The following is a 23,722-nucleotide window of genomic DNA, read 5'->3' as shown; positions in this document are numbered from 1 at the left end:
CATCACCTCTTGCGTTCCAAGGCTGTCTTGCGTTCCAAGGCTGTCGCCCTGGGTATTTTGCCGAACGGCTCCAGCGTTAAAATCGGTAAATCTACTCGGTGCAGCTGGATATAATCGTGGTTTGCCGAGGTGAGTTCGTAGGGAATATCCTGAGAGGTGATCAGGCCTTCACCCGATATCGCCAGTTCTGCTGCCAACACATGATGAGAGCGTGAGATGGAGCATGGCGCGCGGCGGAGCCGTCGCGCGCTACTCGCGCTTCACTCGGATCGGCGCCGTTGATCGCCGCAGCGCAGACGCTGACGCAAGTCGGAAACGAGCCAGGAAGCGGACATGAAAGGTCCCTCGGCTGATCCAGATGCATGCGCCGCCGCCGCTGGTCGATTGTGGCCGGTCGCGACGTACCGAGCGGCATTGTTCTTTTGCCTGTGGCTGGTGCTTGCCGGTGTCGATGTTGCCGATCTTCCCGCCGCCGCGGCCGCGATTGCCGCGGCAACTTGGACGAGCCTGCACCTGCTCGAGCCGAGCCGCGCGCGGCGATCGGTTCGCGCCATCGCCCGCCTGATCCTTCTTTTCCTGTATCACTCGGTGGTCGCCGGAGCAGACGTTGCAGGGCGCGCACTTAATCCCCGATTGCCGCTGCACCCGGGATTTGTGACCTATCCGAGTCGGCTTTCGCCCGGGCTGCGGCAGAACGTGTTCACGACGCTCACCAGCCTGCTGCCCGGGACGGTGCCGGCGGGCGAGGAGGACGGAGAGATTGTCTATCATTGCCTCGACATCCGGCAGCCGGTCGTGACCGATCTTGCCGCCGAGGAATTGGCGCTGGTTCAAGCCCTATACAATGACTGAGTTCCTGACCGCCGCAGTCGGCTTGATCCTGGCCCTGCTGGCACTCGGGCTGGTGTCGATATTGCGTGGTCCGGGCGATGCGGACCGTATGATGGCGGCGCAATTGATCGGCACCGCAGGCATTGCCGTGTTGCTCCTTCTCGGCACCGTGACGGGCGTCCCGGCGGCCATCGACGTGGCATTGATCCTGGCGTTGCTCGCCACCTTCGCGTCCATCGCGTTCGTCAAGAAGGGGCTTTCCCGCCTCGAAACCGACGGGCTTGATTCAACGGGGGACAGATGAACCTCGCACGCGACGTCGTGACGATTGCCTGCGTGTCGGCGGGAGCGTTCTTCTTCCTCGCCGGCACCGTCGGCCTTCTTCGCTTTCCCGACACCCTGACCCGCCTACACGCGCTGACCAAGGCAGACAATCTCGGCCTGGGCTTCGTCGTGCTTGGCTTGCTCCCACAGGCAGGAAGCCTGCGCGACGGGTTGAAGCTGATCTGCATCTGGATGTTCGCACTGCTTGCCGGCGCCACCGTTTCCCAGTTGATCGCGCGCACGGCGCGCCAGAGCGGAGCGGCCAAATGAGTACCGCAACAGTCTTCGAGATCGCACTCGCCGCCGTGGTGCTGGGCCTCGCCATCTGGACCATCGCCGTCCCCGATACCTATTCGGCGACCGTCGGGTTCGTCGCCTACGGCCTCCTGGTTGCGCTGATATGGGTGCGTCTCGACGCGGTCGATGTCGCACTAACGGAGGCCGCCATTGGCGGAGGTCTCGGCGGCGTGATGCTGTTAGGGGCGGCCGCCAGACTGCGCGGTAGCGAGGTGGCAACGGCCGGACGTTGCAGCCTAACTGTGCGTCTCAGCGCCGCCATATTGTCTGCATCGACAGCGGCGATGCTGGCTTTCGCAATATTGCTCCTGCCGAATCCGCCACCAACGTTGGCACCGGCGGCCGTCTCGAATGCGGGAGCAACCGGAATGGCCAATCCCGTCACCAACGTGCTCATGGCCTTCCGCGGGATGGACACCATGCTCGAGAAGGTCGTGCTCCTGCTTGCCATCGTCGGTGTGTGGTCGCTCGCGGCGGACCGCAATTGGGGCGGTCGTCAGGGACCGCGCCACGAGGCCGACCCCAAGGGCGTTCTCGCCTTTCTCGCGCGCCTCCTTCCTCCCGCGGGCATCGTCGTCGGCATTTACATGCTGTGGACGGGGGCCGATCACCCCGGCGGAGCATTTCAGGGCGGCGCGGTTCTCGCGTCGATGTGGCTCTTGGTCATCATGGCTGGTTTGGCGGATACGCCACCCGTGAGCAGTCCACGGCTGCGGCTGGTCCTGGTGGCCGGGCCGGCCTGTTTCTGGCCGTCGGCTTCGGTGGACTTTGCTTCGGAGCGGCGTTCCTCGCCTACCCGGTTGCAATCGCTAAACCTCTGATCCTTGGCATCGAGGCCGCGATGACCCTGACGATTGCAGCGACACTCGCCCTCCTGCTCGCCGGCGCGCCGGAAAGGAGTGTCGAGCCATGAGCGGCGTCACGGTGTTTGGATCATTCGCAGCGGCGGCGATTGGACTTGGGCTCTACGGCCTGATTACCAATCCGCGACCGCTTCGCAAGATCATCGCATTCAATCTGGTCGGCAGCGGCGTCTTTCTTCTGTTTGGCATCGTCGGACGAAGGGGCACCGCGGCGGGCGTTGGCAATGATCCGGTCCCACAAGCCCTGGTGATCACGGGAATCGTGGTGGCGTTTTCCGCAACGGCCCTGGCGATTGCCTTGCTGCTCCGATTGTTCCAGACCGGCGGCCCCTTGACGCTCGGCAGTCGCGCGCCGCCGGGCCCGCGGTCAGATCCATCCGGTGACTAATGTTGCCTCCTGCCTCAGCGCTGGCGACGACGACGTCCGGCTTCCTGCTAGTCCTGTCGATCGCCATACCGGTCGCTGGCATCCTGCTGGCGTTCACTCTCGGCGACCGTTACGTCCGGCAGGTAGCCCTCGCGGTTGTACCGTTGGGGTTGGCGATTGCGGGGGCCATTCTCCTGGCCGTGCCGCAGGGCGGCGGCCTCATAGTCTATCTACTTGGTGCATGGTCGCCCCCGCTGGGAGTGGCCTTGCGCGCGGACGGACTGTCGGCGGTGATGCTCGCGACCACCGCGATTGTGATCTGCGTGGTCGCCGTCTTTGCCACGACTGACTTTCGTCCAGCATCGGACGCACGCACATCCTTCGCATTCTGGATCCTGTTGCTTGCCGTTTGGGCAGCGCTGAACATGATCTTCGTTGGCGGCGATCTCTTCACCCTGTATGTCGCGCTGGAGTTGCTGACATTCGCCGCAGTCCCGCTGGTCTCCCTCGATGGCCGCGCGGAGACGCTTCAGGCCGCGTTACGCTATCTTGTCTTTGCGTTGCTCGGCTCGGTTCTCTACCTGCTGGGCGCGGCCCTGCTCTACGGCTTTTATGGGACGCTCGACATGGTGCTCATGTCGCGTGTCGTCTCAGCGCAGCCGGGCGTGCTCATTGCCGTCGCATTGATGACGATCGGCCTCCTCGCAAAGACCGCGCTCTTCCCGTTGCACCTTTGGCTGCCGTCCGCTCACGCCGGCGCGCCGGCCGCGGCGAGCGCAATTTTATCCGGCTTGGTCGTGAAGGGATCGTTTTTCATACTTTTGCGGCTTTGGTTCGACGTGATACCCGGCTTGCCCAGCCTTGCCGCCACGCAATTCCTGGCGGCACTGGGGACCGGCGCGATCGTGATCGGAAGCGTGGTCGCCTTGCGGCAGGAGCGCCTCAAGCTGCTCGTAGCATATTCGACGTTGGCTCAGATCGGGTATCTCTTCTTGATGTTTCCGCTCGCCGTCAATGCCGTGGGTCAACTCGAGACCGGGCAGGCCCTTGCGGCGGGATTGCTGCAGACGATCTCTCACGCCACTGCCAAGGCGGCGATGTTCCTGGCCGTCGGATCGATCTACACTGAGCTGGGGCACGACCGCATCACCGGGCTGGGCGGTGCCGCACGTGTCCTACCTCTCAGCGTACTGACCTTCGCAGTGGGTGGCCTCGCGCTGATGGGCGTTCAACCCAGCGGCGCAGCCTTTGCGAAAGAGCTTCTGCTGCAGGAGGCAATGAGGACAGGACAGTGGTGGTGGGCCGCGGTGCTGCATGCCGGTGGAATGTTCACGACCGCCTATGTCCTGTTGGTTCTGGCCTTTGCGCTCGCGCCTTCCGATCAACCGATCGCGCCCATCCAGACGGCGCTGCCAAGCCGCGACCTAGCCGCGCTCGCCCTGGCGACCTGTTCGCTGCTGCTTGGCTTAGTACCCTGGGAACCATACCTGCCGATCTCACATGATGTGATGCCGAAATTGTTCAGTCGCGATGGGCTCGCAAAATTGCTCCTGTCCGTGCTGGGAGGTGCGACGCTCGCGATCCTGCTAAATCCCTGGCGGCATCCGCTGGCTGCCTCGTCCGGTTGGAAAGCGATGGGCAAGGTGCTCGAGCCGCTACGGCGCATCTGTTTTCGATTCGGCGACCTGGTCGACAAAGCCGATCGTATTCTTCGCCAATGGGCCGCCGCAGGCATCTCCCTGCTAATGCTCGGCCTGGCCCTCGCCGTATTGATGTTCGCCGCAAACTGAAGACACACCGTTCGGATTGATCCAGCCCGGCAGCAGCTGGTTCTGCCGCACACCACCATCATTCGCACCGGGTTCGCTTTGCAAGCGAGACATCAGCCCAGCCAAGCGGATCAGCCTCAGCACTCCGACTTCGCAGGAAGTGACAGTGTTTGTATTTCTTGCCGTTGCCGCAGCAACACGGCTCGTTGAGTTTCGGTTTGCCGGAACTTCGCATCTCGCTACCCCGGAAATTTGACCAATCACCATATAGGTGGCGTCAGTGGACAGGGGCCGCGGGTTGCCGGCGTTTTCCTCAGCGAAACTTCGCCTGCCTTCGCGATCTGTTGGTATCCGCGTTGGCATGCGGCTGAGTTGCCATGCAAAAGATACAATAATCTCAACTAATTAACACCAATAGTTCATCCCCTCAGCCGCACCATTGGTTTAGCCGCCACCGCGTCCTGGCCTGAAGCGAGAACCAAATCTTCAGGTCGGCGTTATCCTTGGGCTCTAGAGCCGTCTCGCGGAGGTCTAGCGATGGACCCGAATGATCGGACAGCCTTGGCCCTATCCGCTGTCGCCTTGGCCATCGCCCTTGTGGTTGCAACGACAGTCACGTTGGAGCGCGTCAATACCCGCACCGCCGGCAACGACTCGCCTCCCGGAACGGTAGGCCTCGCTCGGCCTCACCCGCCGCTGGACCGTGCGCCCGGCGAACCGATACAGACGACAGGAGCGCCGTCTAACGGAAGTGTTCGGCAGCGTCCCTGAGCGAACGTCGGCCTCAGCCTGAAGCCTTGCGCGCGCTGCTCTGTTCGAAGTGCTCGACACCCGCGCCGGCGATCTCGACCCAGGCATGTTTCGACTGCTCGAACACGGATCTGACCGGCGCCGGAAAATCCGGGTCCGCGATGGCGCCGACGGCAACGCCGATCATCGCCGGCAGATTGTCGGCCTTCCAACAGACCGTCGAGCCGCAATCGGAGCAAAAATAGAAGCGGACCTCGCCCCCGCTTGCGGCGGCGCGAACGTATTCCTTCGGTGCGCCGGAGATCGTGACGGCTTCGATCGGATAGAACGCAGCGACACCGAACGGTGCCCCGGTTCGCCGCTGGCAGTCGATGCAATGACAGGCCGCGACCAGCTTGGTCGGTCCCGGAAGCGAAAGTGAAACAGCGCCGCAACTGCATCTGGCATCGATCATCGGACATCCTCCAGCCGCCACAGCCCAAGGCTCTTGTCGCGCCAGCCGCCTCCGCCCTCCTCGCAGCGCTCGTTGATCAACTCGCGCGGCGCGGGCCAGTTGAACGGCGCCTTCACCATGTTCAGCGCGCGCCAGTCGCCGTCCTCGCAATCCCTATTGTCGTCCCATTCGGGAAACGTCGTGAGAAGCAGGAAGCGCGCGCCGCTCGCGCGGAAGTTCGCGACAGCGCGAGCGATGTTGGCGAAACTCAAATGCACCAGGCAGTCGCGGCACAGGATCAGATCGGCAGACGGCACCACATCGCGGGTGATGTCGGCGACTTGGAAGCGACCGGGAAGCTCACCACGGGCCGCACGCTCGCTGTTGGCCGCGATCAACGACGGCACGATATCGATGCCGGTGTAACCCACGTTTAGCTTCATGCTGCCAATCCAGCCCGCATCGCCGCAGGGCGCATCGAGCAGCGCGCGCGCGCCGAGTCGTTGCAACAACGGCGGAAGCGCGTCCCGGATCGCGGCGGTGGCGCGGTCCTCCGAGCCGAGGCCCGACACTGACGTGGCCGCGCCCCACAGGTTGGTCCGCTCGATCCGCTCGAACCGCGCGGCGAGATCGAGGCCCGCGAAACTGTCGCGGTCGGCGACGAACCGCTCATGGGCCAGCACGGGTGGACGTTCGGGAATCATCGGACCTGCACGAGTCAAACTTCCGTCGCAAGCCCACTATACAGCCGGTGTGCCGCGCCTGAAATCTCCTTGAAGCGAGCCTGCCGATGATCACCCGACGGATGGCCATGGCCAGTCTCGCCGCGCTGCTGTTGCCTGCCACGGCGCGTAGCGCGCCAAACGAGCAGTTCAGCGTCGCGGCCGGCAACGAGAGCCTGCCCGTCTTGCGCTATGCGGCGAAAGTCACCGGAAAGCGCCCCGCGGTCATCTTGCTGCACGGCTCGCGGGGCATCGAGCTGAGAGACGCGCCTATGAGCGCTATGCGGATGCGCTGTCGGCCGGAGGCATCGACGCCTATCTCCTGCGCTACATGACAACCAGCGACACGGCCGCGCTCGATCCCAAGACGAGCACGCAAGCGAACCGCAAGGCCTATGACACGGGGCGCTTCGACGGCTGGTCGGACACGGTCTCCGCCGCCATCACGACCATTCTCGGCCGCCCCGACAGCTCCGGACATATCGGCCTGCTGGGCTTTTCACTCGGTGGCTTCATCGCCGCCAATACTGCTGCCCGTGACGAGCGCGTTGCCGCGCTCGCCGTACTCTATGCCGGCTTGCCCGACGCGATGGCCAGCAAGGTCAGGCATTTGCCGCCGATGATCGAGCTACACGGTGAAGCCGACCGGAACGTACCGATCGCAAACGGCAAGAAGCTGATCGAGCTGGCGAGGTCCGTCGGCGCGGAAGCCGAATTCGTGCCCTACCCTGACAAGGCCCACGGCTTTGATTTTTCTGATACCGACCCGGCGACTTTTGACGCGATCGGTCGCGTCACTCGTTTCTTCCACAGCAGGCTCGCCGCCTGATCGCGTCGTGGCCGGCTGCCGTCCACGGATCTCGGTTCAACATGCGCTAGCATCCGGCGCCATGCGCCCCAGCACCACAAAACAGAACGCCAGGATTATCGCCGGCGCCGTGACGGCCGTCATCATGACGGCCGTCCTGTTTGTCATCGCGCTTGCATTTCTGCTGGCACGATAGAGGTGGTCAGCGCGGCGGACGGGTGCCGCCGCGCGCCCTTACGCCGCGCGCACGGTGCGCAGGAATTTTCCGACTTCGTCCTTGAGGCGGTTGCTGTCGGTCGCCAGCATCTTTGCGGTCGAGAGCACTTGCGAGGAGGCCGAGCCGGTCTCGGCCGCGCCGCGCTGCACGTCGGTGATGTTCGAGGAGACCTGCTGGGTGCCGTGGGCGGCCTGCTGGACGTTGCGGGAGATCTCCTGGGTCGCGGCGCCTTGCTCCTCGACGGCGGCTGCGATGGTCGAGGACACTTCCGACAGCCGCTCGATCGTCGCGGAGATGTCGCGGATCGCGTTCACCGATTCCTGCGTCGCGGTCTGGATGCTGGAAATCTGCTGGCTGATCTCGCCGGTGGCCTTCGCGGTCTGCTCGGCCAGCGTCTTGACCTCGGAAGCGACGACCGCAAAGCCGCGGCCAGCCTCGCCGGCGCGCGCCGCCTCGATCGTGGCGTTCAGCGCCAAGAGGTTGGTCTGGCCGGCAATGGTGTTGATCAGCTCGACGACGTCGCCGATGCGCGTGGCCGCAACTGACAGCTCGCTGACGCGCTCGGTCGTGGTGCGGGCCTGGGTGACGGCTTCGCCCGCCATCCGCGCCGATTCCTGCACCTGGCGGCTGATCTCGTTGACCGAGGAGGACAGCTCTTCCGTCGCGGTCGCAACCGATTGCACATTGCCGGTGGCCTCGCCCGACGCGGCGACGACGACCGAGGTCAGCTCCTGCGCGCGATGCGCGGTGGTGGCCAGCGTCGAGGACGACGCCTCGAGCTCGGTGGACGCCGATCCGACCGTCTCGATGATCTCGCCGACCGCCCGCTCGAAGCCATCGGCAAGGTTGATCATGTCGCGGCGGCGCTGCTCAGCCGCCTGCTTCTCGGCTTCGGCCTGCGCCGCCTTGAGCCGCTCGACCTCGAGCCCGTTGGTCTTGAACACTTCGACGGTCTTGGCCATCTCGCCGATCTCGTCGTGGCGGTCCTTCTCGGGCACCTCGGTCTTGAGATCGTTGCGGGCGAGGCCTTCCATGGCGAGCTTGAGGCGGGCGATCGGCCGCGACATCGCGTTGAAGCCGATGAACAGCGCGATCGCGATACCGAGGACCAGGCCGCCGGCGCTGACGCCCATCGCGGTCCACGTCGCGGACCTGGCGTCGCGGGTGATGGCTTCCTTGCGCTTGCTCGTCGCCTGCGCGGTCTCGGTCACGAACGTGACGATGCGTGCGAGAGCCGCGTCCAGCACCGGGTCGCACTCCTTGTGCGCGCGGTCGGCAGCCTTGGCATTGTCCTCCATGCTGCTTGCCTGCGCGCCGGCCTGGAGCACCGGATCGCAGCTGGTGAACGCGGCCTTCAGCTGATCGCCGATGCTCTTGACCTGGCTGGCGCGAGCGGGGTCGTCTTGCACGGCGGCATCGAGGTACTGGCCGATTTCATTGCGGTTCTGGTTTGCGGTCTTGAGGCGAGCGGCGTTGCCCGCTTCGGTCGCCTCGGTGAAGATGGCATAGAGCGCTGCATGGTAGGTCTCGGCGCGGCGCTGGGCCCGGGTCAGATTGAGCGCCGAGGATTGTGCGGCGGAGAGCTCGGCGAACCCATCCACGGTCGCCGAGAGTTCGCGTGCGCCAAAGCCAGCGACCACCACCATCGCGCAACCCATCACGGCCACGATCAGCGCGACCTTCCACACGATCTTCAGATTGTTCAAAAAGCTCATCTCAGCCGTCCAATGATGTTCCGCCCAGGCGTAAGCCCAGCAACGTGCATTGGAACCCGGTATCGTTAAGAATTGATGCCAAATGGCCCGAGTAGTCATACGGAAAAATAACCTTCTGCTGCGCACCCGTAAGCTCGGCGTAAGCTTCAGCGCATTTTGCCGGCATCTCGAACAATCCAGCCCGCGGAACGAATTGCGCGCGTCGATCGTTTTCGGCCCATGCGGATCTGGGAAGAAAATCGAAACATGCTTCTGCTGGGGACCGTGACGCTTTGTTGCGCCCTCATAGCCGGCACGCTTGCGCTGCTGGAGCCGGTCTTCGGACCGCCGCCGCAGCGGCAGGTCGCTGACAGAGGACCGATCGATACGGCAGCGCCGGGGACAGTCAGGGTGATCGGTGCGCCCTTCGTGCCGAACGTCAATCCGCGCGAGCGGTAGCACTCACCTCGCCGGCGCGCCGTCACCTTCGCCGGCCTGGGCATGAAGACGGACCAGCTCCTCGACGAACGCGATCACCTCCGCCCGCTTGTGGGGCGGCAGCAAGAGGAAGGCGCGGACCAGCCTCAAGCCTTCCACTTCGTCCAACTTTTCTTTTTCTTGTCCGGCATCCATTCCCGCACTGTCGGGCGCACGGGAAAAATATGCAATCCCTTGCGGGATACCTTCTTGATTCATGCCTCGCGCTTTGGTGGAATGGTCGCAGCAAGGGTGGGGTGGCCCATGAAGTGGATCAGAGAGCGCGACGCACTGATCGCGCAGACACTGGCCTTCGTCCAATCCGTAACCGGCAAGAAGGATGAACTCCATCCGCCGGAGCGCCCGACTGCTGCTTTCGAGGTGACTCCGGACGCGACCATCAAGGCGGTCACGATCGAAGCCGAGCCGGAAGCCGCATCTCCTCCGCCGGAGCCACCTCGGACCCTGCAGGTCCCGCCACCCCGCATGAGTGGCGATTTCCGCACCGAGATGCAGGTCCGGATCGCGAATTTCCGCAAACATCAGGAGCGGTTCGAGCGCGAGCGTGAGGATTACTGTGCGGCAACCCTGACCAAATTGCGCGCCGCCATTCGCGACGGCTCTACCCGTCCGCCGGCCGAAGAATAAGGCCGGCTCCGCGATCGGGACCTTACAGCCAGGACCAAACCAGCAAGAGATTGGCTGCGCAGGCGCCAAACAGTGCCAGCGTCAACGGCAGGAGCATGTGCCCGCAGCAGGTTTTGAGGTCGCTCGTCATGACCAAAACATCCGCTGATTCCGGCTGGAGAGTCCCAGGGATTCTTTTTTTTGGGATTCAGGACTCGTTTACGACTCAAGGCTTGGCCGCCCCGATCACGGCGCCGTGATCGTACGGTCGGCCGGAACCCCTCCCCAGCGCAATCGTTAACGGGCTTTCCCGGAGCGGAAAGAATGCCCTACGCCCTGTTCTGCAACGACGCCCAAATCAGCAAAGCCTATCCTGATGAGTCCGACGTCTGGAAGATCGCACAGCGGAGCGGCCTGGTCGTCGATATCACGACCGACGAGGAGCGACACGGCCCGCGCCGGGTACTCGACAACGACTATGAGATCAAGCCGTGCCGGGCAGCCCAGGGCGAGGACCCCGCCAGGAACAAGGCTGAGGCCGAACGGGACTCGCGCCTGGAGCTTGAACTGAATTCCTAGGCTGCGGCCGGAAGCCCAGAGGATCTCAAGAAGAGATCAGGGTGTCGCGGTCGCCAGGGATGCCTGCTCGCCCGCCAGGGCGACACAGGCCTTGCGCCGATGCAGCCCGCGGATGGCGCCCGTCACCTTCAGCACTTTGCCCGACGGGCAGGACGCGTCCTTGACGAAGGCCACCTCATAGGGTGCCAGCATCAGAGGCTCCGATTTGAGGATTGTCTGTGCAGAGCACGGCAGGCAGGTGAAGCATGAGAGCACTACTGCCGACACAAAGATACGCATGTCCGTCGTCCCACCAGCCCGGTAATTCTCATATAACGCGCCCCGGAGTGCGAGTTCCGTAAGCGGCAAAAATTATTTTTGCTTTACCCCAGTCCCATGACGCGCGTGAGAAGGCGCGCGCCCGAATGTTTGCTTGCAAATGACGCGCCAGATGGTTCACGCAAAGCAAACATCGGCGGCCGGCAAACGAAAGGCCGGCGCGAGGCCGGCCTTTGTCAGATCCTGGATGGCGGTGGCCGGGCTCAGTAGCGCGAGCCCGCCGGCCCGCCCCAGCCGAAGCGGTAGTTCACACCGACCTTGACGGTATGCTCGTCCTCCCGGCCGCGAACCCCGACGATGTCGGCCGGGCCGGAGGTGAAGGTCGTGCTGCCGAAATTATAGTACTGGTACTCGGCCTTGGCCGACCAGTTCGGGGCGAACATGTATTCGAGGCCGGCACCGACGGTGTAGCCGTCCTTGTTGTTGCCGGTCGCGGTGAAGCCCTGCGGCACGCCGGCGATGTTGACGCCGAGGCCGCCATTGCGCCAGGCGTAACCGCCCTTGGCGTACAGCAGCGTCGGGCCCCAGGTGTAGCCGATGCGGCCGGTCACCGAGCCGAGCTGGTCGGTGTTGGACGTCACCTGCGTGCCCAGCGGGAACGTCACGCCGTTGTTGTTGGTCGGGAGCCAGGAGTACTGGGCCTCGACACCCACCACCCAGTTGGGCGCGAACTGGTAGTCGAAGCCGCCCTGCACGCCGCCCAGGAAGCGGGCGTCGCTGGACTGAAAGCTGCTGTCGCCGGCGAACGCGCCGCCGACATGGCCGCCGATGTAGAACCCGGTCCAGTTGTAGATCACCTGCGGCGGCGTATAGGCCGGCGCCTTGGTGTAGGTGCGCGGCTGCATGTCGGCCGCTGCGGCCGGCGCGGCCAGCGCAAGCAGGGCAACTGCGCCCAGCAAAATCGTCTTCATGGTCATCCCCGTTCTTTCATACGACACTCTGGAAACAACGTGGCGTGAATTGGGTTGCTTCGCGGCGATGCCGGAACGTTGATCGTTCGCGACTGTGACGGGGTGGCAACAACGCGATTTTGTTCCGTCGCATCTGCTGGCGCCGACAGATTCTGTCGTCGGCGCGAGACCCGCCGTCACCATTTGTCGCAAGGCGAAACCACCCCGTTCAAAGCTCGCCGAAATGTGATCCAGCAGCTCCGGCAGCGTCCGCTCTAGCACGCGGTGATGAAGGCCGGCTTTGCGCTACCGCGTCATCTTTTCCAGTTCCGGAAAGGCTGCGTAAACCGCGCCAGCGCAGAGCTCGGTGGTCCGGTCGACGACGCGGTCCGCCCGGCCGTTGACGAAGATGACGGCGCGCTCGCGCATGGCCTTGTAGCTGCCGTCGCTCTCGCGCGGGGTGAAATGCAAGCAGCTGATATAGAACTGCCGACCGCCAACCTCACGCTGCACCGGCTCGGCCATGCTGGCCTCGCGCACACCGACCGGATTGTTGAGGTAGGTGCGCATCAAGGCGAGCGTGTCGCTGCGGAAATTGTCGGGAAACGGCTGCGGCCCTCCGGCCTGGGCCCCGCCCATCAGGGTTGGACGGTCACCCTCGCTGCCGAAACAGGCCGCGAGCGCCAGCGGCAGCACCAGGATCGCCGCACGTTTCGTCAATCGCCCCAAGGGACCACATTCTCCGGCCAGTCAGACTCGGACAATGTTCTAGAGCATTTTCGGTTCTGATTGAATCAGAACCGAAGCTCTAGATTCTTGTCTTGACGCGTTTTCTTCACACGAACCGGCGTCCACTTCGCTTGAAAACGCTCTCGCTCCAAGGTTGCGCAAAGGGAATTCGCTTCGCAATCCAGCCAGCACGGCGCACCGGCCCGCCGGCCAGCACCCGTGCTACCGCGCGGGGCATGACGAACGGGCCGGGCCTGAATTCCGCACGCGGCGACAGGGCAATGCCAGGGATGCCGCCGCGCGGGATCAGTCGTTAGCTGCGCTTCTCGGTCGTCACCGGCTTGGTGACATCCGGCTGCGTCTTCAGCGACTTCTTCGACGACAGGTGCTTGTGGTGATGGCGATGGGTACGCACGGTCTTGTGCTCGTCGGGCGTCACGGCCGCGTTGGCATTCATCGCCTTCGACTTGGTGTCGGCCTTGGCATCCGCCTTGACGTCGGCGGCCTTGCTGTCGGCCTTGACGCCGGCGTCCGGTTTCGCGACCGTCGTCGACGTCTTGGTCTGGCTCTGGTCCGCCTTGATCACCGGGGCGGTCGTGGTGGTCTTGCCGGCCTCAGCCGCGAAGGCCGGGGCTGCGATGACGGTAGCGGCGAGCAAGGCTGCGGAAATGGTCTTCAGCATGGTGGTCTCCTCTTGGAAGGATCTTGAGGCGGCGCCCTCTCGCCGACCCTTCGATCGTAGGTGGGAGGCTAGGCGCCACGCACTGAACCCAGTCTGAAGCCGGTTGCAGGCTTCCGTTCATCTCGATGACAAGTTTGTCATCTGGCTTGGGGAGAATAGATCGTGCGAAGCGGGAATGTTTCTGCCCAATGGGTGTTCCGGTCTTCGGGCAATCGTGTAGGATCGCCACGTTCCATACGGGAGAACTTAGATGCGCAAACTCTCAATGCTTCTTGTGCCGGGACTAGTCGCCATGACGCTGGCGGCCGCACCGGTGCTGTCCAGCGCCTATGCCGCGGGCAGTGACGAGCCCTCCTCACCGCCGAAGTCGGACTCCTCGTCCAAGAAGGGCAAGAAGAAGAGCTCCTCCGTCAGCGATCCCAAATTCCTCGCGGCCTATCGCACCGCCTATACCGCCATCTACGACAACCACGACTACACTGGCGCGATCGGCCAGCTGAAGTCGCTCAAGCGCGACGACGTCGCCGACGTTGCGAACCTGATCGGCTACTCCTATCGCAAGCTCGGCGATTACCAGTCGTCGAAGGTCTATTACGAGATCGCGCTGAAGGACGATCCGAACCACGTCCGCACCTGGCAGTATTACGGCCTCTGGCAGCTCGAGCAGGGCAACCGCGAACAGGCGCAATATCACCTCAACAAGATTGCCTCGCTCGCGGGCACCGACAGCTCCGAATATCGCTCGCTGGCCGCAGCGCTCGACAAGCCGACCGGCGCGACGCTCGTCTACTAAGACAATCGCATCTTGCAACTTCGCGAACGGGCACAACCTTTCGGTTGTGCCCGTTCCGCTTTCTCGGCTAGCCTTGCGTACCAATCCTCCCCTCGCAAATTGGTGCGCAATGGACACGTGGCTGCGATCCGCGATCGACTACATTAGCTCCTGGATCGAATTTCAGCAGACGACATTCCAGCAACCCGGCGCCATCATCGCATTCGTCCATCGGGGCGAAATCGTCGCCGAGCATGCGTTCGGCCTTGCCAATCTTGACACCGGCGAAAAACTCACCCCGCGCCACCGCTTCCGCATTGCCTCGCATTCGAAGAGCTTTACCTCAGCCGGCATCATGAAGCTGCGCGAGCAGAAGAGGCTGCGGCTCGACGATCCGGTCGGCCAATATGTCGGCGGCCTCAATCCGCGCGTTGCCGAGACGACGATTGCGCAGGTGCTCTCGCACAGCGCGGGGCTGACGCGCGATGGTGCCGATTCCGGCCAGTTCATCGACAGCCGGCCTTATCTCAACGCGAAGGAGCTGCTCGCGGAATTGAAACTGCCGACCGCGATCGAGCCCGGCACGCGCTTCAAATATTCCAATCACGGCTTTGGCCTGATGGGCCTCGTGATCGAAGCCGTGACAAAAGAGCCCTACTCCACCTGGATCAAGCGCGAGATCATCGCGCCGGCGGGCCTGCGCGAAACAGAACCGGACGCGCCGCCGCCGAAGGGCGCCGCATTCGCGCGCGGCCATACGCGGAAGCTGCCGTTCGGCGAGCGCTGCGTGATCCCGGGGGACAATCCCGCGCATGCGATGGCATCGGCCGCGGGTTTCGTCGCCACCGCCGCCGACACTGCCCGCTTCTTCGCGCAGCTCGCACCCAATGCCAAAAAGAGCGTGCTGTCGGTTGCCAGCCGCCGGGAGATAACGCGACAGCATTGGCGCGTTCCGCAGAGTTTCGAGGCCTATTACGGCCTCGGTGTCAACGCCGGCAAGACCGACGGCTGGGACTGGTTCGGCCATGGCGGCGGTTTCCAGGGCTACATCTCGCGGACCTGCTCGATCCCTGCCTGCGAGCTGTCGATCAGCATCCTCAGCAACTCCATCGACGGAGCGGCGCCGTTCTGGATGGACGGTGCGATGCAGATCCTGCGCGTCTTCAGGAGCCGCGGCGCACCCGACCGACGTGTGCGAGACTGGACCGGCCGCTGGTGGACGATCTGGGGCGCGAACGACTTCGTGCCTGCGGGCAACCGCGTGCTGATCGCCAATCCGCAATTCAACAACCCGTTCATGGACGCCGCCGAGATCGAGGTCACCGGGCGCGACACCGGCAAGCTCGCCTGGGCCGCCGGCTATTCCAGCCACGGCGAGCTGGTGCGCCGCGCCCGCGACAAGCGCGGCAAGGTGAGCGACATCTGGATCGCGGGTGCCAATGTGAAGCCAGCGAATGTCGTGGCACGCGAGATCGCACGCCGCTATCCCCCGCGCAAGCGGCGGCCTACTCCCTGATCAGAGCCTCGACCTCGCTGCGGAACGCCTGCCGTGAGCCGTCGCGCGAATAGAACATGTGGCCGCCGGGATAGACCACGAACTTGACGCGCTGGGTCGCGAAGGCCGGGAGCTGGTCGAGCACCCGCCTGGTTCCGAAATAGGGCGTGGCGAGATCGAACAGGCCGTGTCCGACCAGCACGTTCAGCCTCGTGTCGGTGGCAAGGATCTGGCGCAGCTCCGACACCGACTGCGGCGGGTTGATGCCGCGGCCGAAGTCCCAATGGCCCTCGACGGCGCCGTTCAGGACTTCGTAGGAGCCATCGGGCCGCCAGTTCAGCTTGCGTGTGAGCACGTCGACCGCGGCGCTCGTCAGCGGCGCCTGGAGGGAGTCGCCCGAGGGATCGCCGAAGCGCGAGCTGCTCGAATCCGGATAGGGATCGAGGCCGCGCACCGAACCGTCATAGCGCCCGGTCACCTTGCCGTTCTTGCGGTCCAACTCGCGGCGGAATTCGCCGACGTCGAAGCGGCCCGCGAGCCTGCGGCTGACCGCCTGGTCGATGCCGGTGAGCTCGGCGACCTTGTCGGCGAGCCTGTTGGCGGCCTCCCTGTCCGCCTCGCCCTTGACGAGGTCGGTCAGGAATTCGCCGCGCGCATAAGCCTCGACGTCGGCGAGATCGGTGCGCGTGACCGGTCCTTTGGCCTCGCGCGCGACCGCCACGTAGCTCGGCAAGGTCGCGACATATTGCAGGAGGCTGGTGCCGGTGAACTCGCGGAAGTCGAGCAGCGGCGACACCAGGATCAATCCCCTGACGCCGACGCCATGCTGGAGCTGCAACTGGCGCACGACCTTCGGCCCGCGGATGCCGCCATAGCTCTCGCCCGCGACATATTTCGGCGAGGTCAGCCGGTCGTGCTTCTCGAGCCAGCGGCGGATCACCAGCGCGATCGCATTGGCGTCGCCGTCGACCGAGTAGAACGATTTTCGCGCATCTTCCCCGCTGGCGACGAAGCGGCTGTAGCCGGTGCTGACGGGGTCGATGAAGACGAGATCGGTGAAGTCGAGCCAGGTGTCCGCGTTCGGCTTCACCTCCGGCGAGGCCGACGGAGAGAGAGCTTCGCCGTGGAGCGGCAGCCGCCACGGCCCGGCCGCACCGAACTGGAGCCAGGCCGACGATGCGCCGGGTCCACCGTTGAACAGGAAGGTCACGGGGCGCGTCGCGCGGTCGGCACCGCCTAGCTCGTAGGAAGTGTAAGCGATGTCGGCCAGCGGCTCGCCCTTGCCGTCGAACACGCGGATCGAACCGGCGGTCGCGGCGAAGCTGAGGGTGCGGCTGGGCAAATCGAGGGTCTGCTGCGTGGTGGAGTCCGGCGGGAGACGATGCAGTTCGGCAGGCGACGACGAATTCTGTGACGCGCCTTGCGGGCCACCGCCGCGTCCGCCCTTCTGACCGGCTGGCGCGGCCGCCTCGGGCGCGGCCGCCTCGGCGCGCGGCTGCGGCGGATCGTCCGCACGCGCAACGCCCCGCGACCGCGAAGATCGACACCGCCAGCACCAGGATCGCGCGGCGCGGGCCCCGCAAGGTCGTAACCATGAGCGTTCTCCCTGCCCGGCTATGAGAGCCGGTGCACCTCCGAAGGCTAGCGAGCAAATGCGACGGTTTGGGGGACCGCCGCTCCGGGGGCACTCGAGGAGGCCGGTCGGGCTCAGATCGAGCCGATTTTATCCTCAAATCGAGATGGACAATCGTCCGTTTGCCTTGACGAGCGGTCCTCCTCGACAATGCGGGCCCAGGTCGTATAGACGAGCCCGGCGGAACTTTCTCCAGCCAGCGGCCTTGCCGGAAGCCATGACCAAGCCCATGCGATACGACCGGATCGCCTTCGTGGCGAGCCCAAGCAACGAGGCGCAGACCGCCTTCAACCAGCTCACCAAGGACTATGGCAATTGCGATCCGCAAGATGCCGACGTCGTGGTCGCGCTCGGCGGCGACGGGCTGATGCTTCAGACGCTGCACCGGAACATGCGCACGGGAAAGCCGATCTACGGCATGCACCGCGGCACCGTCGGCTTCCTGATGAACGAGTATTCGACGCACGATCTGCGCGCGAGACTCGCGGCGGCGCATGAGACCGAGATCAACCCGCTCCTGATGCGCGCGACGGACGCCAACGACCGCGTGCACCTGCATCACGCCATCAACGAGGTCTACCTGTTCCGGCAGACCTACCAGGCCGCACGCCTGCGCATCCTGATCGACGAGCGCGAGCGCATGCCCGAGTTGATCGCCGATGGCATCATTGTCGCGACGCCCGCAGGTTCGACTGCCTACAATCTGTCGGCGCAAGGCCCGATCCTGCCGATCAACGCGGCGCTCCTTGCACTGACACCGATCAGCGCCTTCCGGCCGCGGCGCTGGCGCGGCGCCCTGCTGCCCAACAGCGCCTATGTCGTGATCGAGGTGCTGGAGGACGACAAGCGCCCGGTCGCGGCCGTCGCCGACCATGAAGAGGTCCGGAGGGTCCGCCGCGTCGAGGTGCTCTCGGACAGGTCCATCTCGATGCGCATGCTGTTCGATCCCGGCCATAGCCTGGAAGAGCGCATCCTGCGCGAGCAGTTCGGCTACTGATCCCCAGCTCACTGGCCGCAGGGCTGAACCGCGTCCAGGCCTCCCGCCATGGCGGGATCGCTCAGCAGGTCAAAATCCCTGACGACCGGAACGAAGCTCTTCGTCTCCGATGTCATCAGATAGATCGTCACCAGCAGCGAGGCCTGCGGGCCCGCATTCGTGCGGCAGAATTCCTTGGCGGCGACGCCAAGTCCCATCGATCCGCGCTTACCGTTCCTCCCCTGCTCGACCATCGAGGCGCGCAACGCCTCGAAGCGCGCGGCATCTTCCGGCGACAAGCGAAAGGCGTAGATGGAGGAGTGGCTGGGCAGGCAAGCCGCCCCGCTCGCGTGCGCTCAGCTCCATCATGGCGAAGCTCGTCTTGGCCTCAGCCTCCCCCGCCAGCTTGGTGACGACGTCGAGCTTGACCCCGCCCGAACGCGACCGCAGCGCGTCGGGCAATTGCACGGCGACGCGCAGCATCGACAGATCCGTCGTCCTGGCATCGATGCGGGCGAGCGGCGGGATCGACGTCAGCGGCACCGAGCCGCATCCGCCAAGCATGAGCGCAGCCGCGCTCGCAAGAACGCGCGCAAGGCCGTTCATCGCAGGCTTCTCCGGTCTGGATTAACGAGTTGGCTAGGCCGATTTCCGGCCGGCCGTGCGAGGCTCCAACGCATCGTCCGCATTGTCAGGGACGTATTCCAGGATATCGCCGGGCTGGCAGTCGAGCACGGCGCAGATCCGCTCGAGCGTATCGAAGCGGATGCCACGCACCTTGCCCGATTTCAGCAGGGAGACGTTCGCTTCCGTGAGCTCGATGCGGGCCGCAAGCTCACGGGACCTGATTTTGCGCCTGGCGAGCATGACGTCGAGATTGACGACGATCGGCATGGTCAGATGATCTCGCTGTTCTCGTGCCACAAGCGAACAGCATCCACCATCACGGTCGCGAAGGCGATGAGCGCAAGCCCGCTCAGCACCGACAGCGCATGCGACTGATCGATGCCGAACATCACCACGATCTGGCCGGGCTGGTTGGCCCGCGTCAGATTGACCGTCGTGAGCATCTGCACCAGCGGCGAGATCAGCGCGCCCACGATCAGCGCAAGGCCCATCCGGCGGATGCGCCAGGCGTTCTCGGTCACGAAGACCTCGCCGCGCGCGAAACGGGAGAACAGCATCGAGAGCTGCAACAAGGCGTAGAGAACAGGCGCAAGGCCGATCAGGCTGATCAGCGCACCGGCGAAGCGCGTGCCGGGATTGAGGGTGAAGGGCTGCGCCCCCAGCGGGGACTGGGTGGCGATCCAGTGCCGAAGCACCTCGTCGCTCGACCAGAGCAGCGGCACCGCAATCACCGCGCCCGCGACGCAGACGAGCGCGCCGACGGCGACGATCCGTCCGATCCGCCGCAATCGCGGCTCGGCCGGCACGGGATAGGGAAACGCGATCACGCTCATTGGACGATGCTCCCGCTCGATTAAGTATTTTTATTGTTTTACGATAAAAAATGGCAGAATTACGATATACGTAGCCCCTCTTCCGATCCGCCGCGAGATGCAAGCGCAACCGTTCATTAACCCCCGACGCGATATGGTTAACGAAGGTTGACCGCTTTGGCCCGGGCGTCATGTTCCGCATCGATTTCAACAAACTGCGCTTCCTCGTCTGCGACGACAATCCGCACATGCGCCGCATCCTGCGGACACTGCTGCATTCGTTCGGCGCGCGCGAAGTCTACGAGGCCGAGGACGGCGCCACGGCGCTGGAAATGTACAGCCATTACGTGCCCGATATCGTCATCACCGACTGGGCGATGCCGATCTTCGACGGGCTCGAGCTCGCGCAGATGATCCGGCAGCCGGAGTCCAAGGGCAATCCTTACGCGCCGATCATCATGCTGACCGGCCACTCCGAGAAGCGCCGCGTCACCGTCGCGCGCGATGCCGGTGTCACCGAATTCCTGGCCAAGCCGATCTCGGCGAAAGGCCTCTACCAGCGCATCCTCAACGTCGTCGCCAATCCCCGGCCCTTCATCAAGACCAAGACCTATTTCGGTCCGGACCGGCGTCGCAACACCAACTCCGCCTATATGGGCCCCGAGCGCCGCGTCGGCGAAAAGCACGAGGTGCTCCAGCAGCCCTCGCTGCTCGACAAGGCCCGGTCCTCCATCTAGCGCAACGTCTCACACGGGGCCGGCATCATGGCGAAGAACAGCGCAAAGGACATCGAGGTCACGGCCTTCGCCACGCATCAAGTCATCACGCAGCCCAATCCGCTGCGCAAGGTTCTGCGCCGTGTCGAAGACCAGGACATGGACGATCCGATCGGTCGCGCCGAGCAGGCGCTCGCGGGTCTGTCCGGCGAGTTCAAGGACTGGATGACGACCGAGGTCAACCGCCTGTCGGCCGCCTACGTCGCCATCCGCCATGACGGCTTCACCAAGGAGCGGCGCGACGAGCTGTTCCGCGCCGCGCATGACATCAAGGGCGATGCCGCGACGTTCGGATTTCCGGCGGTCGCAGGAGTCGCCGAGAGCCTGTGCCGCGTCATCGAGCACGCGCCCGACCTGGAAAAGGTGCCGGCCGAGCTGTTCACCCACCACATCAACGCGATTCTCGCCATCGTGCACGAGAACACCCAGCTCGACAGGATCAGCGTCTCCGCCGAGCTCAGCCGCCGTCTGCGCAAGGTCGCCGACGATTATCTCGCCCAGGTCAACCGCGACCGCCCCGAGCATCTCGAGGCGATCCTCGCGCCGAGCATCGTGCCGGTGGAGTAAGAACTCTTCTCTATCGGCACAATCAGTATCGTAGGGTGGGCAAAGCGGAGCGTGCCCACCATCTGGGTGCAATTAAAGGAAAGCTCGTGGGCACGGCGCTTTGCGCCTTTGCCCACCCTACGGCATCTCGCTAGGCGGCAATCAGATCATCGTACACCGGATCGATCGCATCGTCCGCGACGATCTCGTCGCAGAACAGCCGCGCCTCCTCGCGCGCCGATTCCGTCGCGAAGCGGCGGAGCAGCACCATCAGCGGCTCGGCGGCGCCGCGGTCGGTCTCGCAATGGGTCAGCACGCGCTCGACCATGCGTCGGCGCAGCCGCGCCGCACCGTCGTCGCTGTCGACAAAGCCCTGCTCGTGGCAGGCATCGAGCGCCACCTGGAACGCGGCGAACGTCGCCTCGGGCAAGCCGGCGCGGCGGAGCAGCGCATGCAGGCTGTTGCCGCCGCGGTCGTGCAGCAGCGCGGAGACGCGCGCCAGCGGCAGATCGGCGAGCTCGGCCAGCGCCGCGTCGAACAAATCGAGATTGCTCGACAGCAGCGCGCGCAGGATCAGGCCTGCGGTCAGCTGGCCGGTGACACGGAGGTGATGCACCAGACCCTGCATGTCCTCGCCGCGCGAGCGCGCCGCGATGTTCATGGTGGAGCGGTCGCGCGCCTCGATCGTCACGCGCTCGGCGCGGTCGGCGCTCAGCCAGTTCCGGGCGACGACGAATTGCGCCAGCGTCTCGGACAGCTTTGCCACCAGCGCGGCACGCGTTGCCGCCGGCAGATCCTCCAGCACCAGCATCGCCTCGCGGATCGCGGCGAGATGGCCGTGACGCTCGACAATGCGATTCCACGAGAACGGCGCCAGCTCGGCATGGGGATTTTCGATCAGCTCGAGCGCCGACGCCGCGCAGCCGACTTCGGCGATCGCCGCGCAGACCGACACCGGCAGCGCGATGCGGCGGGCGACCGCACACTGCACCTCGTCATTGCCGGTGGCAACGATGTCGACGAGATCGGCATCGATCAGCAGCGGTGAATGTTCGAGCACGGGCAGCGCGACGGTCGGCTGGTCTGCCGACAGTGCCCGCACGATCGCGGCCGGCGCATCAAGGCTGCGCGCAAAGGCCTCGGCCATCGCCTGCCGCACCAGCGGCGAGGGATCGTCGAGCTGCATCAGAAGCGCGCCTTCGGCGGCGATGCGGTCGTCTGTCGATAGGTCTGAGATCAGCCAGGCCCGGGCCAACGCCCGTGTCGCCTCCGCCCGCTCGCCAGCGGGCGCGGTCCTGATCCAATTGATGAACTGCCGAACGATCATGCTGCTTCCGGCTTACACAACAAACAAAAATGGTGACGGCTCGTCACCTGCAACACAAAATAAACCACGACGCTTAACAAAGCGTTCACCATAACTGGCTGGTTTCATTGACGTTTTGTTAAGGGAACAAAGGCGGCGGCCGCACGCTGCGCAGCACGTAGAGGTGCGCTGACTAGCTCGAGAAGGTGCCGCTGCGATCGCTGAAGAGATCGAGTGGTTGCGGCGGACGCACGTCAGGCGTCACGGAAGCGACCGAGGTGAGCGAGGCGTTGTTGCCCCACAATTTCTGTACCGTGGTCGAGACCGGCTGCGTGATGTCGCCTGGCTGATAGATCGAGCGGAATGCGGGGGTGACCGGCGTGTTGTCCGCAACCGTCGTCGACGATGTCGTGCTCACTGGCGTGACACCGCGTGCATCGGGAAAAGTCTGGAGATAAGCGGCGTTGTCGATGACGGGCGCGGTCGGCTGCATGCCATTGGCGCTTGCGACCTGCGTGGTCGACGGCGTGTCGCCATACATCGCCATCGCGCTGCGGGTGAGTTTCGAATTCGCCGCGCTGGCGTAGCGCGCGTCGAGCACCGAATAGACTTCGGAGACGCTGCGGGCGCGGCCGTCCCCGGCGTAGAAGATCGAGCGGTTGGCGGAGGCCGCATTGGGAAACAGCCGCGCGCCGACGGCCTGCGTGTTGTCCTCGGCATTGGCGATCAGTTTTGCCGCTCCGCCGACGCCCATGAAATGGGCCATGTAGAGCTCGCTGTCGGACGGCCTGCGGCCGAGCAGACCGGTCAGCTTGAAACTGTTCGACTGCGTCAGCGCCGCCGCCATGCTGGATGCGGCTTCCGGATCGTCCCGCAGCTTCATGATCGACCGCTTCATGAAGGGATCGTCGACGGTGTAGCTGCCGGACGAGGTCCTGGTGATGGCGTTGGCGTAGTTGCCATAGCCGAGCTGGGCGCCCGCCTCCTTCACGGTGCCGAGCCAGGTCTGGTCGATGAACTGGTAGAGCCCGTGCGCCGACGATGTGGTGGCGCCCGCCGTCGGATCGAAATCCGATTCCATCTTGGCGGTGGTCAGCATGTACTGGAAGCTGACGCCGGTCCGGTTGGAGACGTCCTTGATCGCACCGGCGACGCGCGCCCGCGTCGGGTCGAGAGCGACCGTCTGCGTGGCACTGGAATTGTCGACCGACATGATGAAGTGCCCGCCCCGCGCGGCGTTGAGCGGCGCCGGCAATTCGGCGCCCTATCGTCTCACCGTGGGACAGGTATGGTTAATGCGGGGTTAATTGGGCTTCACCGTCTGCCCCGAGTCATTCCCGGGCATCGCGAAGCGATGAGCCCGGAATCCATTCCACCGCACGTTATGCCGTACGATGGATTC

General features: G+C 64.7%; 31 protein-coding genes and 1 pseudogene. 16 read left to right on the top strand and 16 right to left on the bottom strand.

Features of this window, described 5'->3' with window-relative positions; translation table 11 throughout:
- Positions 1-2 precede the first annotated feature (2 nt).
- The gene (locus FOM02_RS09475) at positions 3-197 is read right to left on the bottom strand and encodes a hypothetical protein (RefSeq protein ID WP_265441694.1); all 195 of its coding nucleotides are present in this window, start codon (positions 195-197) and stop codon (positions 3-5) included.
- Positions 198-333: 136 nt separating this feature from the next.
- Between FOM02_RS09475 and FOM02_RS09470 the strand changes: the two genes are divergently transcribed.
- From FOM02_RS09470 to FOM02_RS09445, 6 genes are all read left to right on the top strand, one after another.
- Positions 334-852, top strand: a complete 519-nt coding sequence (locus FOM02_RS09470; RefSeq protein WP_092213738.1) for a Na+/H+ antiporter subunit E — start codon at positions 334-336, stop codon at positions 850-852.
- Positions 845-1,135: a monovalent cation/H+ antiporter complex subunit F gene (locus FOM02_RS09465; RefSeq protein ID WP_027560005.1), complete on the top strand. Its 291-nt coding sequence runs from the start codon at positions 845-847 to the stop codon at positions 1,133-1,135. The genes FOM02_RS09470 and FOM02_RS09465 overlap by 8 nt, the downstream gene beginning before the upstream one ends.
- On the top strand, positions 1,132-1,425 hold the full coding sequence (locus FOM02_RS09460) for a cation:proton antiporter (RefSeq protein WP_027560006.1): 294 nt from the start codon (positions 1,132-1,134) through the stop codon (positions 1,423-1,425). Before FOM02_RS09465 ends, FOM02_RS09460 begins: the two co-directional genes overlap by 4 nt.
- Entirely contained in the window at positions 1,422-2,273 is an 852-nt protein-coding gene (mbhE, locus tag FOM02_RS09455; RefSeq protein ID WP_265441692.1) for a hydrogen gas-evolving membrane-bound hydrogenase subunit E, read from the top strand. Before FOM02_RS09460 ends, mbhE begins: the two co-directional genes overlap by 4 nt.
- Positions 2,274-2,361: 88 nt before the next feature.
- Positions 2,362-2,703 carry an NADH-quinone oxidoreductase subunit K gene (locus tag FOM02_RS09450; protein WP_027560008.1) on the top strand — a complete coding sequence of 114 codons (342 nt, stop codon included), beginning with the start codon at positions 2,362-2,364 and terminating at the stop codon, positions 2,701-2,703.
- Positions 2,703-4,472, top strand: a complete 1,770-nt coding sequence (locus FOM02_RS09445) for a complex I subunit 5 family protein (RefSeq protein ID WP_027560009.1) — start codon at positions 2,703-2,705, stop codon at positions 4,470-4,472. Before FOM02_RS09450 ends, FOM02_RS09445 begins: the two co-directional genes overlap by 1 nt.
- Positions 4,473-5,235: 763 nt before the next feature.
- On the opposite strand, the gene FOM02_RS09440 is transcribed toward FOM02_RS09445, so the two are convergent.
- Together FOM02_RS09440 and FOM02_RS09435 are read right to left on the bottom strand one after the other, a co-directional pair.
- Positions 5,236-5,655, bottom strand: coding sequence for a GFA family protein (locus FOM02_RS09440; RefSeq protein ID WP_027560010.1), 420 nt, complete (start codon positions 5,653-5,655; stop codon positions 5,236-5,238).
- Positions 5,652-6,338 (bottom strand): class I SAM-dependent methyltransferase, encoded by a 687-nt coding sequence (locus FOM02_RS09435; protein WP_027560011.1) that lies wholly within the window; start codon positions 6,336-6,338, stop codon positions 5,652-5,654. The genes FOM02_RS09440 and FOM02_RS09435 overlap by 4 nt, the downstream gene beginning before the upstream one ends.
- Positions 6,339-6,424: 86 nt before the next feature.
- Between FOM02_RS09435 and FOM02_RS09430 the strand changes: the two genes are divergently transcribed.
- Both FOM02_RS09430 and FOM02_RS09425 read left to right on the top strand, forming a co-directional pair.
- A complete protein-coding gene (locus tag FOM02_RS09430) occupies positions 6,425-6,691 on the top strand; it encodes a hypothetical protein (protein ID WP_265441691.1) in 267 nt (88 codons plus the stop codon).
- Positions 6,688-7,185 (top strand): dienelactone hydrolase family protein, encoded by a 498-nt coding sequence (locus tag FOM02_RS09425; RefSeq protein WP_265441690.1) that lies wholly within the window; start codon positions 6,688-6,690, stop codon positions 7,183-7,185. The genes FOM02_RS09430 and FOM02_RS09425 overlap by 4 nt, the downstream gene beginning before the upstream one ends.
- 213 nt (positions 7,186-7,398) lie before the next feature.
- Here FOM02_RS09425 and FOM02_RS09420 read toward each other — a convergent pair whose 3' ends face one another.
- Positions 7,399-9,096 carry a methyl-accepting chemotaxis protein gene (locus tag FOM02_RS09420; protein WP_027560013.1) on the bottom strand — a complete coding sequence of 566 codons (1,698 nt, stop codon included), beginning with the start codon at positions 9,094-9,096 and terminating at the stop codon, positions 7,399-7,401.
- Positions 9,097-9,342: 246 nt separating this feature from the next.
- Here FOM02_RS09420 and FOM02_RS09415 point away from each other — a divergent pair, with 246 nt between their 5' ends.
- Entirely contained in the window at positions 9,343-9,534 is a 192-nt protein-coding gene (locus FOM02_RS09415) for a hypothetical protein (protein ID WP_027560014.1), read from the top strand.
- A 3-nt stretch (positions 9,535-9,537) separates the two neighbouring features.
- Here FOM02_RS09415 and FOM02_RS09410 read toward each other — a convergent pair whose 3' ends face one another.
- Positions 9,538-9,771: a hypothetical protein gene (locus FOM02_RS09410; RefSeq protein ID WP_141263066.1), complete on the bottom strand. Its 234-nt coding sequence runs from the start codon at positions 9,769-9,771 to the stop codon at positions 9,538-9,540.
- 45 nt (positions 9,772-9,816) lie between these two features.
- On the opposite strand from FOM02_RS09410, the gene FOM02_RS09405 reads away from it, so the two are divergent.
- A complete protein-coding gene (locus tag FOM02_RS09405; RefSeq protein WP_027560015.1) occupies positions 9,817-10,200 on the top strand; it encodes a hypothetical protein in 384 nt (127 codons plus the stop codon).
- Between the two features lie 303 nt (positions 10,201-10,503).
- Positions 10,504-10,758, top strand: a complete 255-nt coding sequence (locus FOM02_RS09400) for a hypothetical protein (protein WP_027560016.1) — start codon at positions 10,504-10,506, stop codon at positions 10,756-10,758.
- A gap of 36 nt (positions 10,759-10,794) precedes the next feature.
- Here FOM02_RS09400 and FOM02_RS46775 read toward each other — a convergent pair whose 3' ends face one another.
- From FOM02_RS46775 to FOM02_RS09380, 4 genes are all read right to left on the bottom strand, one after another.
- A complete protein-coding gene (locus FOM02_RS46775) occupies positions 10,795-11,037 on the bottom strand; it encodes a DUF6719 family protein (RefSeq protein ID WP_027560017.1) in 243 nt (80 codons plus the stop codon).
- A gap of 242 nt (positions 11,038-11,279) precedes the next feature.
- Positions 11,280-11,987, bottom strand: coding sequence for an outer membrane protein (locus FOM02_RS09390; protein ID WP_027560018.1), 708 nt, complete (start codon positions 11,985-11,987; stop codon positions 11,280-11,282).
- A gap of 285 nt (positions 11,988-12,272) precedes the next feature.
- Positions 12,273-12,695 (bottom strand): hypothetical protein, encoded by a 423-nt coding sequence (locus tag FOM02_RS09385; protein WP_027560019.1) that lies wholly within the window; start codon positions 12,693-12,695, stop codon positions 12,273-12,275.
- A gap of 313 nt (positions 12,696-13,008) precedes the next feature.
- Positions 13,009-13,377, bottom strand: coding sequence for a His-rich protein BRANT (locus tag FOM02_RS09380; protein WP_027560020.1), 369 nt, complete (start codon positions 13,375-13,377; stop codon positions 13,009-13,011).
- A 250-nt stretch (positions 13,378-13,627) separates the two neighbouring features.
- On the opposite strand from FOM02_RS09380, the gene FOM02_RS09375 reads away from it, so the two are divergent.
- Both FOM02_RS09375 and FOM02_RS09370 read left to right on the top strand, forming a co-directional pair.
- Complete coding sequence (locus FOM02_RS09375) at positions 13,628-14,170, top strand: tetratricopeptide repeat protein (RefSeq protein ID WP_027560021.1); 543 nt, start codon at positions 13,628-13,630, stop codon at positions 14,168-14,170.
- 109 nt (positions 14,171-14,279) lie between these two features.
- Positions 14,280-15,665: a serine hydrolase domain-containing protein gene (locus tag FOM02_RS09370; RefSeq protein WP_265441689.1), complete on the top strand. Its 1,386-nt coding sequence runs from the start codon at positions 14,280-14,282 to the stop codon at positions 15,663-15,665.
- Here FOM02_RS09370 and FOM02_RS09365 read toward each other — a convergent pair.
- Positions 15,655-17,239 (bottom strand): annotated as a pseudogene (locus FOM02_RS09365) (S10 family peptidase). The gene FOM02_RS09370 and the pseudogene FOM02_RS09365 sit on opposite strands and share 11 nt — an antisense overlap.
- 255 nt (positions 17,240-17,494) lie before the next feature.
- On the opposite strand from FOM02_RS09365, the gene FOM02_RS09360 reads away from it, so the two are divergent.
- The gene (locus FOM02_RS09360; RefSeq protein WP_027560024.1) at positions 17,495-18,274 is read left to right on the top strand and encodes an NAD kinase; all 780 of its coding nucleotides are present in this window, start codon (positions 17,495-17,497) and stop codon (positions 18,272-18,274) included.
- A gap of 8 nt (positions 18,275-18,282) precedes the next feature.
- Here FOM02_RS09360 and FOM02_RS09355 read toward each other — a convergent pair whose 3' ends face one another.
- The 4 genes from FOM02_RS09355 to FOM02_RS09340 are packed head-to-tail and all read right to left on the bottom strand — an operon-like array spanning position 18,283 to position 19,713.
- Complete coding sequence (locus FOM02_RS09355) at positions 18,283-18,471, bottom strand: hypothetical protein (protein ID WP_265441688.1); 189 nt, start codon at positions 18,469-18,471, stop codon at positions 18,283-18,285.
- 10 nt (positions 18,472-18,481) lie between these two features.
- Entirely contained in the window at positions 18,482-18,859 is a 378-nt protein-coding gene (locus FOM02_RS09350) for a hypothetical protein (protein WP_265441687.1), read from the bottom strand.
- 33 nt (positions 18,860-18,892) lie between these two features.
- Entirely contained in the window at positions 18,893-19,147 is a 255-nt protein-coding gene (locus tag FOM02_RS09345) for a helix-turn-helix domain-containing protein (RefSeq protein WP_051377734.1), read from the bottom strand.
- Between the two features lie 2 nt (positions 19,148-19,149).
- On the bottom strand, positions 19,150-19,713 hold the full coding sequence (locus FOM02_RS09340) for a DUF2975 domain-containing protein (protein ID WP_092213714.1): 564 nt from the start codon (positions 19,711-19,713) through the stop codon (positions 19,150-19,152).
- Between the two features lie 170 nt (positions 19,714-19,883).
- Here FOM02_RS09340 and FOM02_RS09335 point away from each other — a divergent pair, with 170 nt between their 5' ends.
- Entirely contained in the window at positions 19,884-20,429 is a 546-nt protein-coding gene (locus tag FOM02_RS09335; protein ID WP_008549760.1) for a response regulator, read from the top strand.
- A 27-nt stretch (positions 20,430-20,456) separates the two neighbouring features.
- The gene (locus FOM02_RS09330; RefSeq protein WP_265441686.1) at positions 20,457-21,035 is read left to right on the top strand and encodes an Hpt domain-containing protein; all 579 of its coding nucleotides are present in this window, start codon (positions 20,457-20,459) and stop codon (positions 21,033-21,035) included.
- Between the two features lie 130 nt (positions 21,036-21,165).
- Here the strand turns inward: FOM02_RS09330 and FOM02_RS09325 are convergent, their stop codons facing one another.
- Positions 21,166-22,341 carry a DUF2336 domain-containing protein gene (locus FOM02_RS09325; protein WP_265441685.1) on the bottom strand — a complete coding sequence of 392 codons (1,176 nt, stop codon included), beginning with the start codon at positions 22,339-22,341 and terminating at the stop codon, positions 21,166-21,168.
- 172 nt (positions 22,342-22,513) lie between these two features.
- Positions 22,514-23,575: a lytic transglycosylase domain-containing protein gene (locus tag FOM02_RS09320; protein WP_265441684.1), complete on the bottom strand. Its 1,062-nt coding sequence runs from the start codon at positions 23,573-23,575 to the stop codon at positions 22,514-22,516.
- Positions 23,576-23,722 lie beyond the last annotated feature (147 nt).

Origin of the sequence: Bradyrhizobium sp. SEMIA (assembly GCF_014844175.1) — a bacterium.
Classification (GTDB): domain Bacteria; phylum Pseudomonadota; class Alphaproteobacteria; order Rhizobiales; family Xanthobacteraceae; genus Bradyrhizobium; species Bradyrhizobium arachidis.
Note: the sequence above shows the minus strand (reverse complement) of the source record. Positions and strands in the feature narration are given on the sequence as shown.

What these genes read in the sequence shown, in the direction of transcription:
- FOM02_RS09470 (WP_092213738.1), top strand. Translation starts at nt 334, where the DNA reads ATGAAAGGTCCCTCGGCTGATCCAGATGCATGCGCCGCCGCCGCTGGT.
- FOM02_RS09465 (WP_027560005.1), top strand. Translation starts at nt 845, where the DNA reads ATGACTGAGTTCCTGACCGCCGCAGTCGGCTTGATCCTGGCCCTGCTG.
- FOM02_RS09460 (WP_027560006.1), top strand. Translation starts at nt 1,132, where the DNA reads ATGAACCTCGCACGCGACGTCGTGACGATTGCCTGCGTGTCGGCGGGA.
- mbhE (WP_265441692.1), top strand. Translation starts at nt 1,422, where the DNA reads ATGAGTACCGCAACAGTCTTCGAGATCGCACTCGCCGCCGTGGTGCTG.
- FOM02_RS09450 (WP_027560008.1), top strand. Translation starts at nt 2,362, where the DNA reads ATGAGCGGCGTCACGGTGTTTGGATCATTCGCAGCGGCGGCGATTGGA.
- FOM02_RS09445 (WP_027560009.1), top strand. Translation starts at nt 2,703, where the DNA reads ATGTTGCCTCCTGCCTCAGCGCTGGCGACGACGACGTCCGGCTTCCTG.
- FOM02_RS09440 (WP_027560010.1), bottom strand. Translation starts at nt 5,655, where the DNA reads ATGATCGATGCCAGATGCAGTTGCGGCGCTGTTTCACTTTCGCTTCCG.
- FOM02_RS09435 (WP_027560011.1), bottom strand. Translation starts at nt 6,338, where the DNA reads ATGATTCCCGAACGTCCACCCGTGCTGGCCCATGAGCGGTTCGTCGCC.
- FOM02_RS09430 (WP_265441691.1), top strand. Translation starts at nt 6,425, where the DNA reads ATGATCACCCGACGGATGGCCATGGCCAGTCTCGCCGCGCTGCTGTTG.
- FOM02_RS09425 (WP_265441690.1), top strand. Translation starts at nt 6,688, where the DNA reads ATGACAACCAGCGACACGGCCGCGCTCGATCCCAAGACGAGCACGCAA.
- FOM02_RS09420 (WP_027560013.1), bottom strand. Translation starts at nt 9,096, where the DNA reads ATGAGCTTTTTGAACAATCTGAAGATCGTGTGGAAGGTCGCGCTGATC.
- FOM02_RS09415 (WP_027560014.1), top strand. Translation starts at nt 9,343, where the DNA reads ATGCTTCTGCTGGGGACCGTGACGCTTTGTTGCGCCCTCATAGCCGGC.
- FOM02_RS09410 (WP_141263066.1), bottom strand. Translation starts at nt 9,771, where the DNA reads ATGAATCAAGAAGGTATCCCGCAAGGGATTGCATATTTTTCCCGTGCG.
- FOM02_RS09405 (WP_027560015.1), top strand. Translation starts at nt 9,817, where the DNA reads ATGAAGTGGATCAGAGAGCGCGACGCACTGATCGCGCAGACACTGGCC.
- FOM02_RS09400 (WP_027560016.1), top strand. Translation starts at nt 10,504, where the DNA reads ATGCCCTACGCCCTGTTCTGCAACGACGCCCAAATCAGCAAAGCCTAT.
- FOM02_RS46775 (WP_027560017.1), bottom strand. Translation starts at nt 11,037, where the DNA reads ATGCGTATCTTTGTGTCGGCAGTAGTGCTCTCATGCTTCACCTGCCTG.
- FOM02_RS09390 (WP_027560018.1), bottom strand. Translation starts at nt 11,987, where the DNA reads ATGAAGACGATTTTGCTGGGCGCAGTTGCCCTGCTTGCGCTGGCCGCG.
- FOM02_RS09380 (WP_027560020.1), bottom strand. Translation starts at nt 13,377, where the DNA reads ATGCTGAAGACCATTTCCGCAGCCTTGCTCGCCGCTACCGTCATCGCA.
- FOM02_RS09375 (WP_027560021.1), top strand. Translation starts at nt 13,628, where the DNA reads ATGCGCAAACTCTCAATGCTTCTTGTGCCGGGACTAGTCGCCATGACG.
- FOM02_RS09370 (WP_265441689.1), top strand. Translation starts at nt 14,280, where the DNA reads ATGGACACGTGGCTGCGATCCGCGATCGACTACATTAGCTCCTGGATC.
- FOM02_RS09360 (WP_027560024.1), top strand. Translation starts at nt 17,495, where the DNA reads ATGACCAAGCCCATGCGATACGACCGGATCGCCTTCGTGGCGAGCCCA.
- FOM02_RS09355 (WP_265441688.1), bottom strand. Translation starts at nt 18,471, where the DNA reads ATGGGACTTGGCGTCGCCGCCAAGGAATTCTGCCGCACGAATGCGGGC.
- FOM02_RS09350 (WP_265441687.1), bottom strand. Translation starts at nt 18,859, where the DNA reads ATGAACGGCCTTGCGCGCGTTCTTGCGAGCGCGGCTGCGCTCATGCTT.
- FOM02_RS09345 (WP_051377734.1), bottom strand. Translation starts at nt 19,147, where the DNA reads ATGCCGATCGTCGTCAATCTCGACGTCATGCTCGCCAGGCGCAAAATC.
- FOM02_RS09340 (WP_092213714.1), bottom strand. Translation starts at nt 19,713, where the DNA reads ATGAGCGTGATCGCGTTTCCCTATCCCGTGCCGGCCGAGCCGCGATTG.
- FOM02_RS09335 (WP_008549760.1), top strand. Translation starts at nt 19,884, where the DNA reads ATGTTCCGCATCGATTTCAACAAACTGCGCTTCCTCGTCTGCGACGAC.
- FOM02_RS09330 (WP_265441686.1), top strand. Translation starts at nt 20,457, where the DNA reads ATGGCGAAGAACAGCGCAAAGGACATCGAGGTCACGGCCTTCGCCACG.
- FOM02_RS09325 (WP_265441685.1), bottom strand. Translation starts at nt 22,341, where the DNA reads ATGATCGTTCGGCAGTTCATCAATTGGATCAGGACCGCGCCCGCTGGC.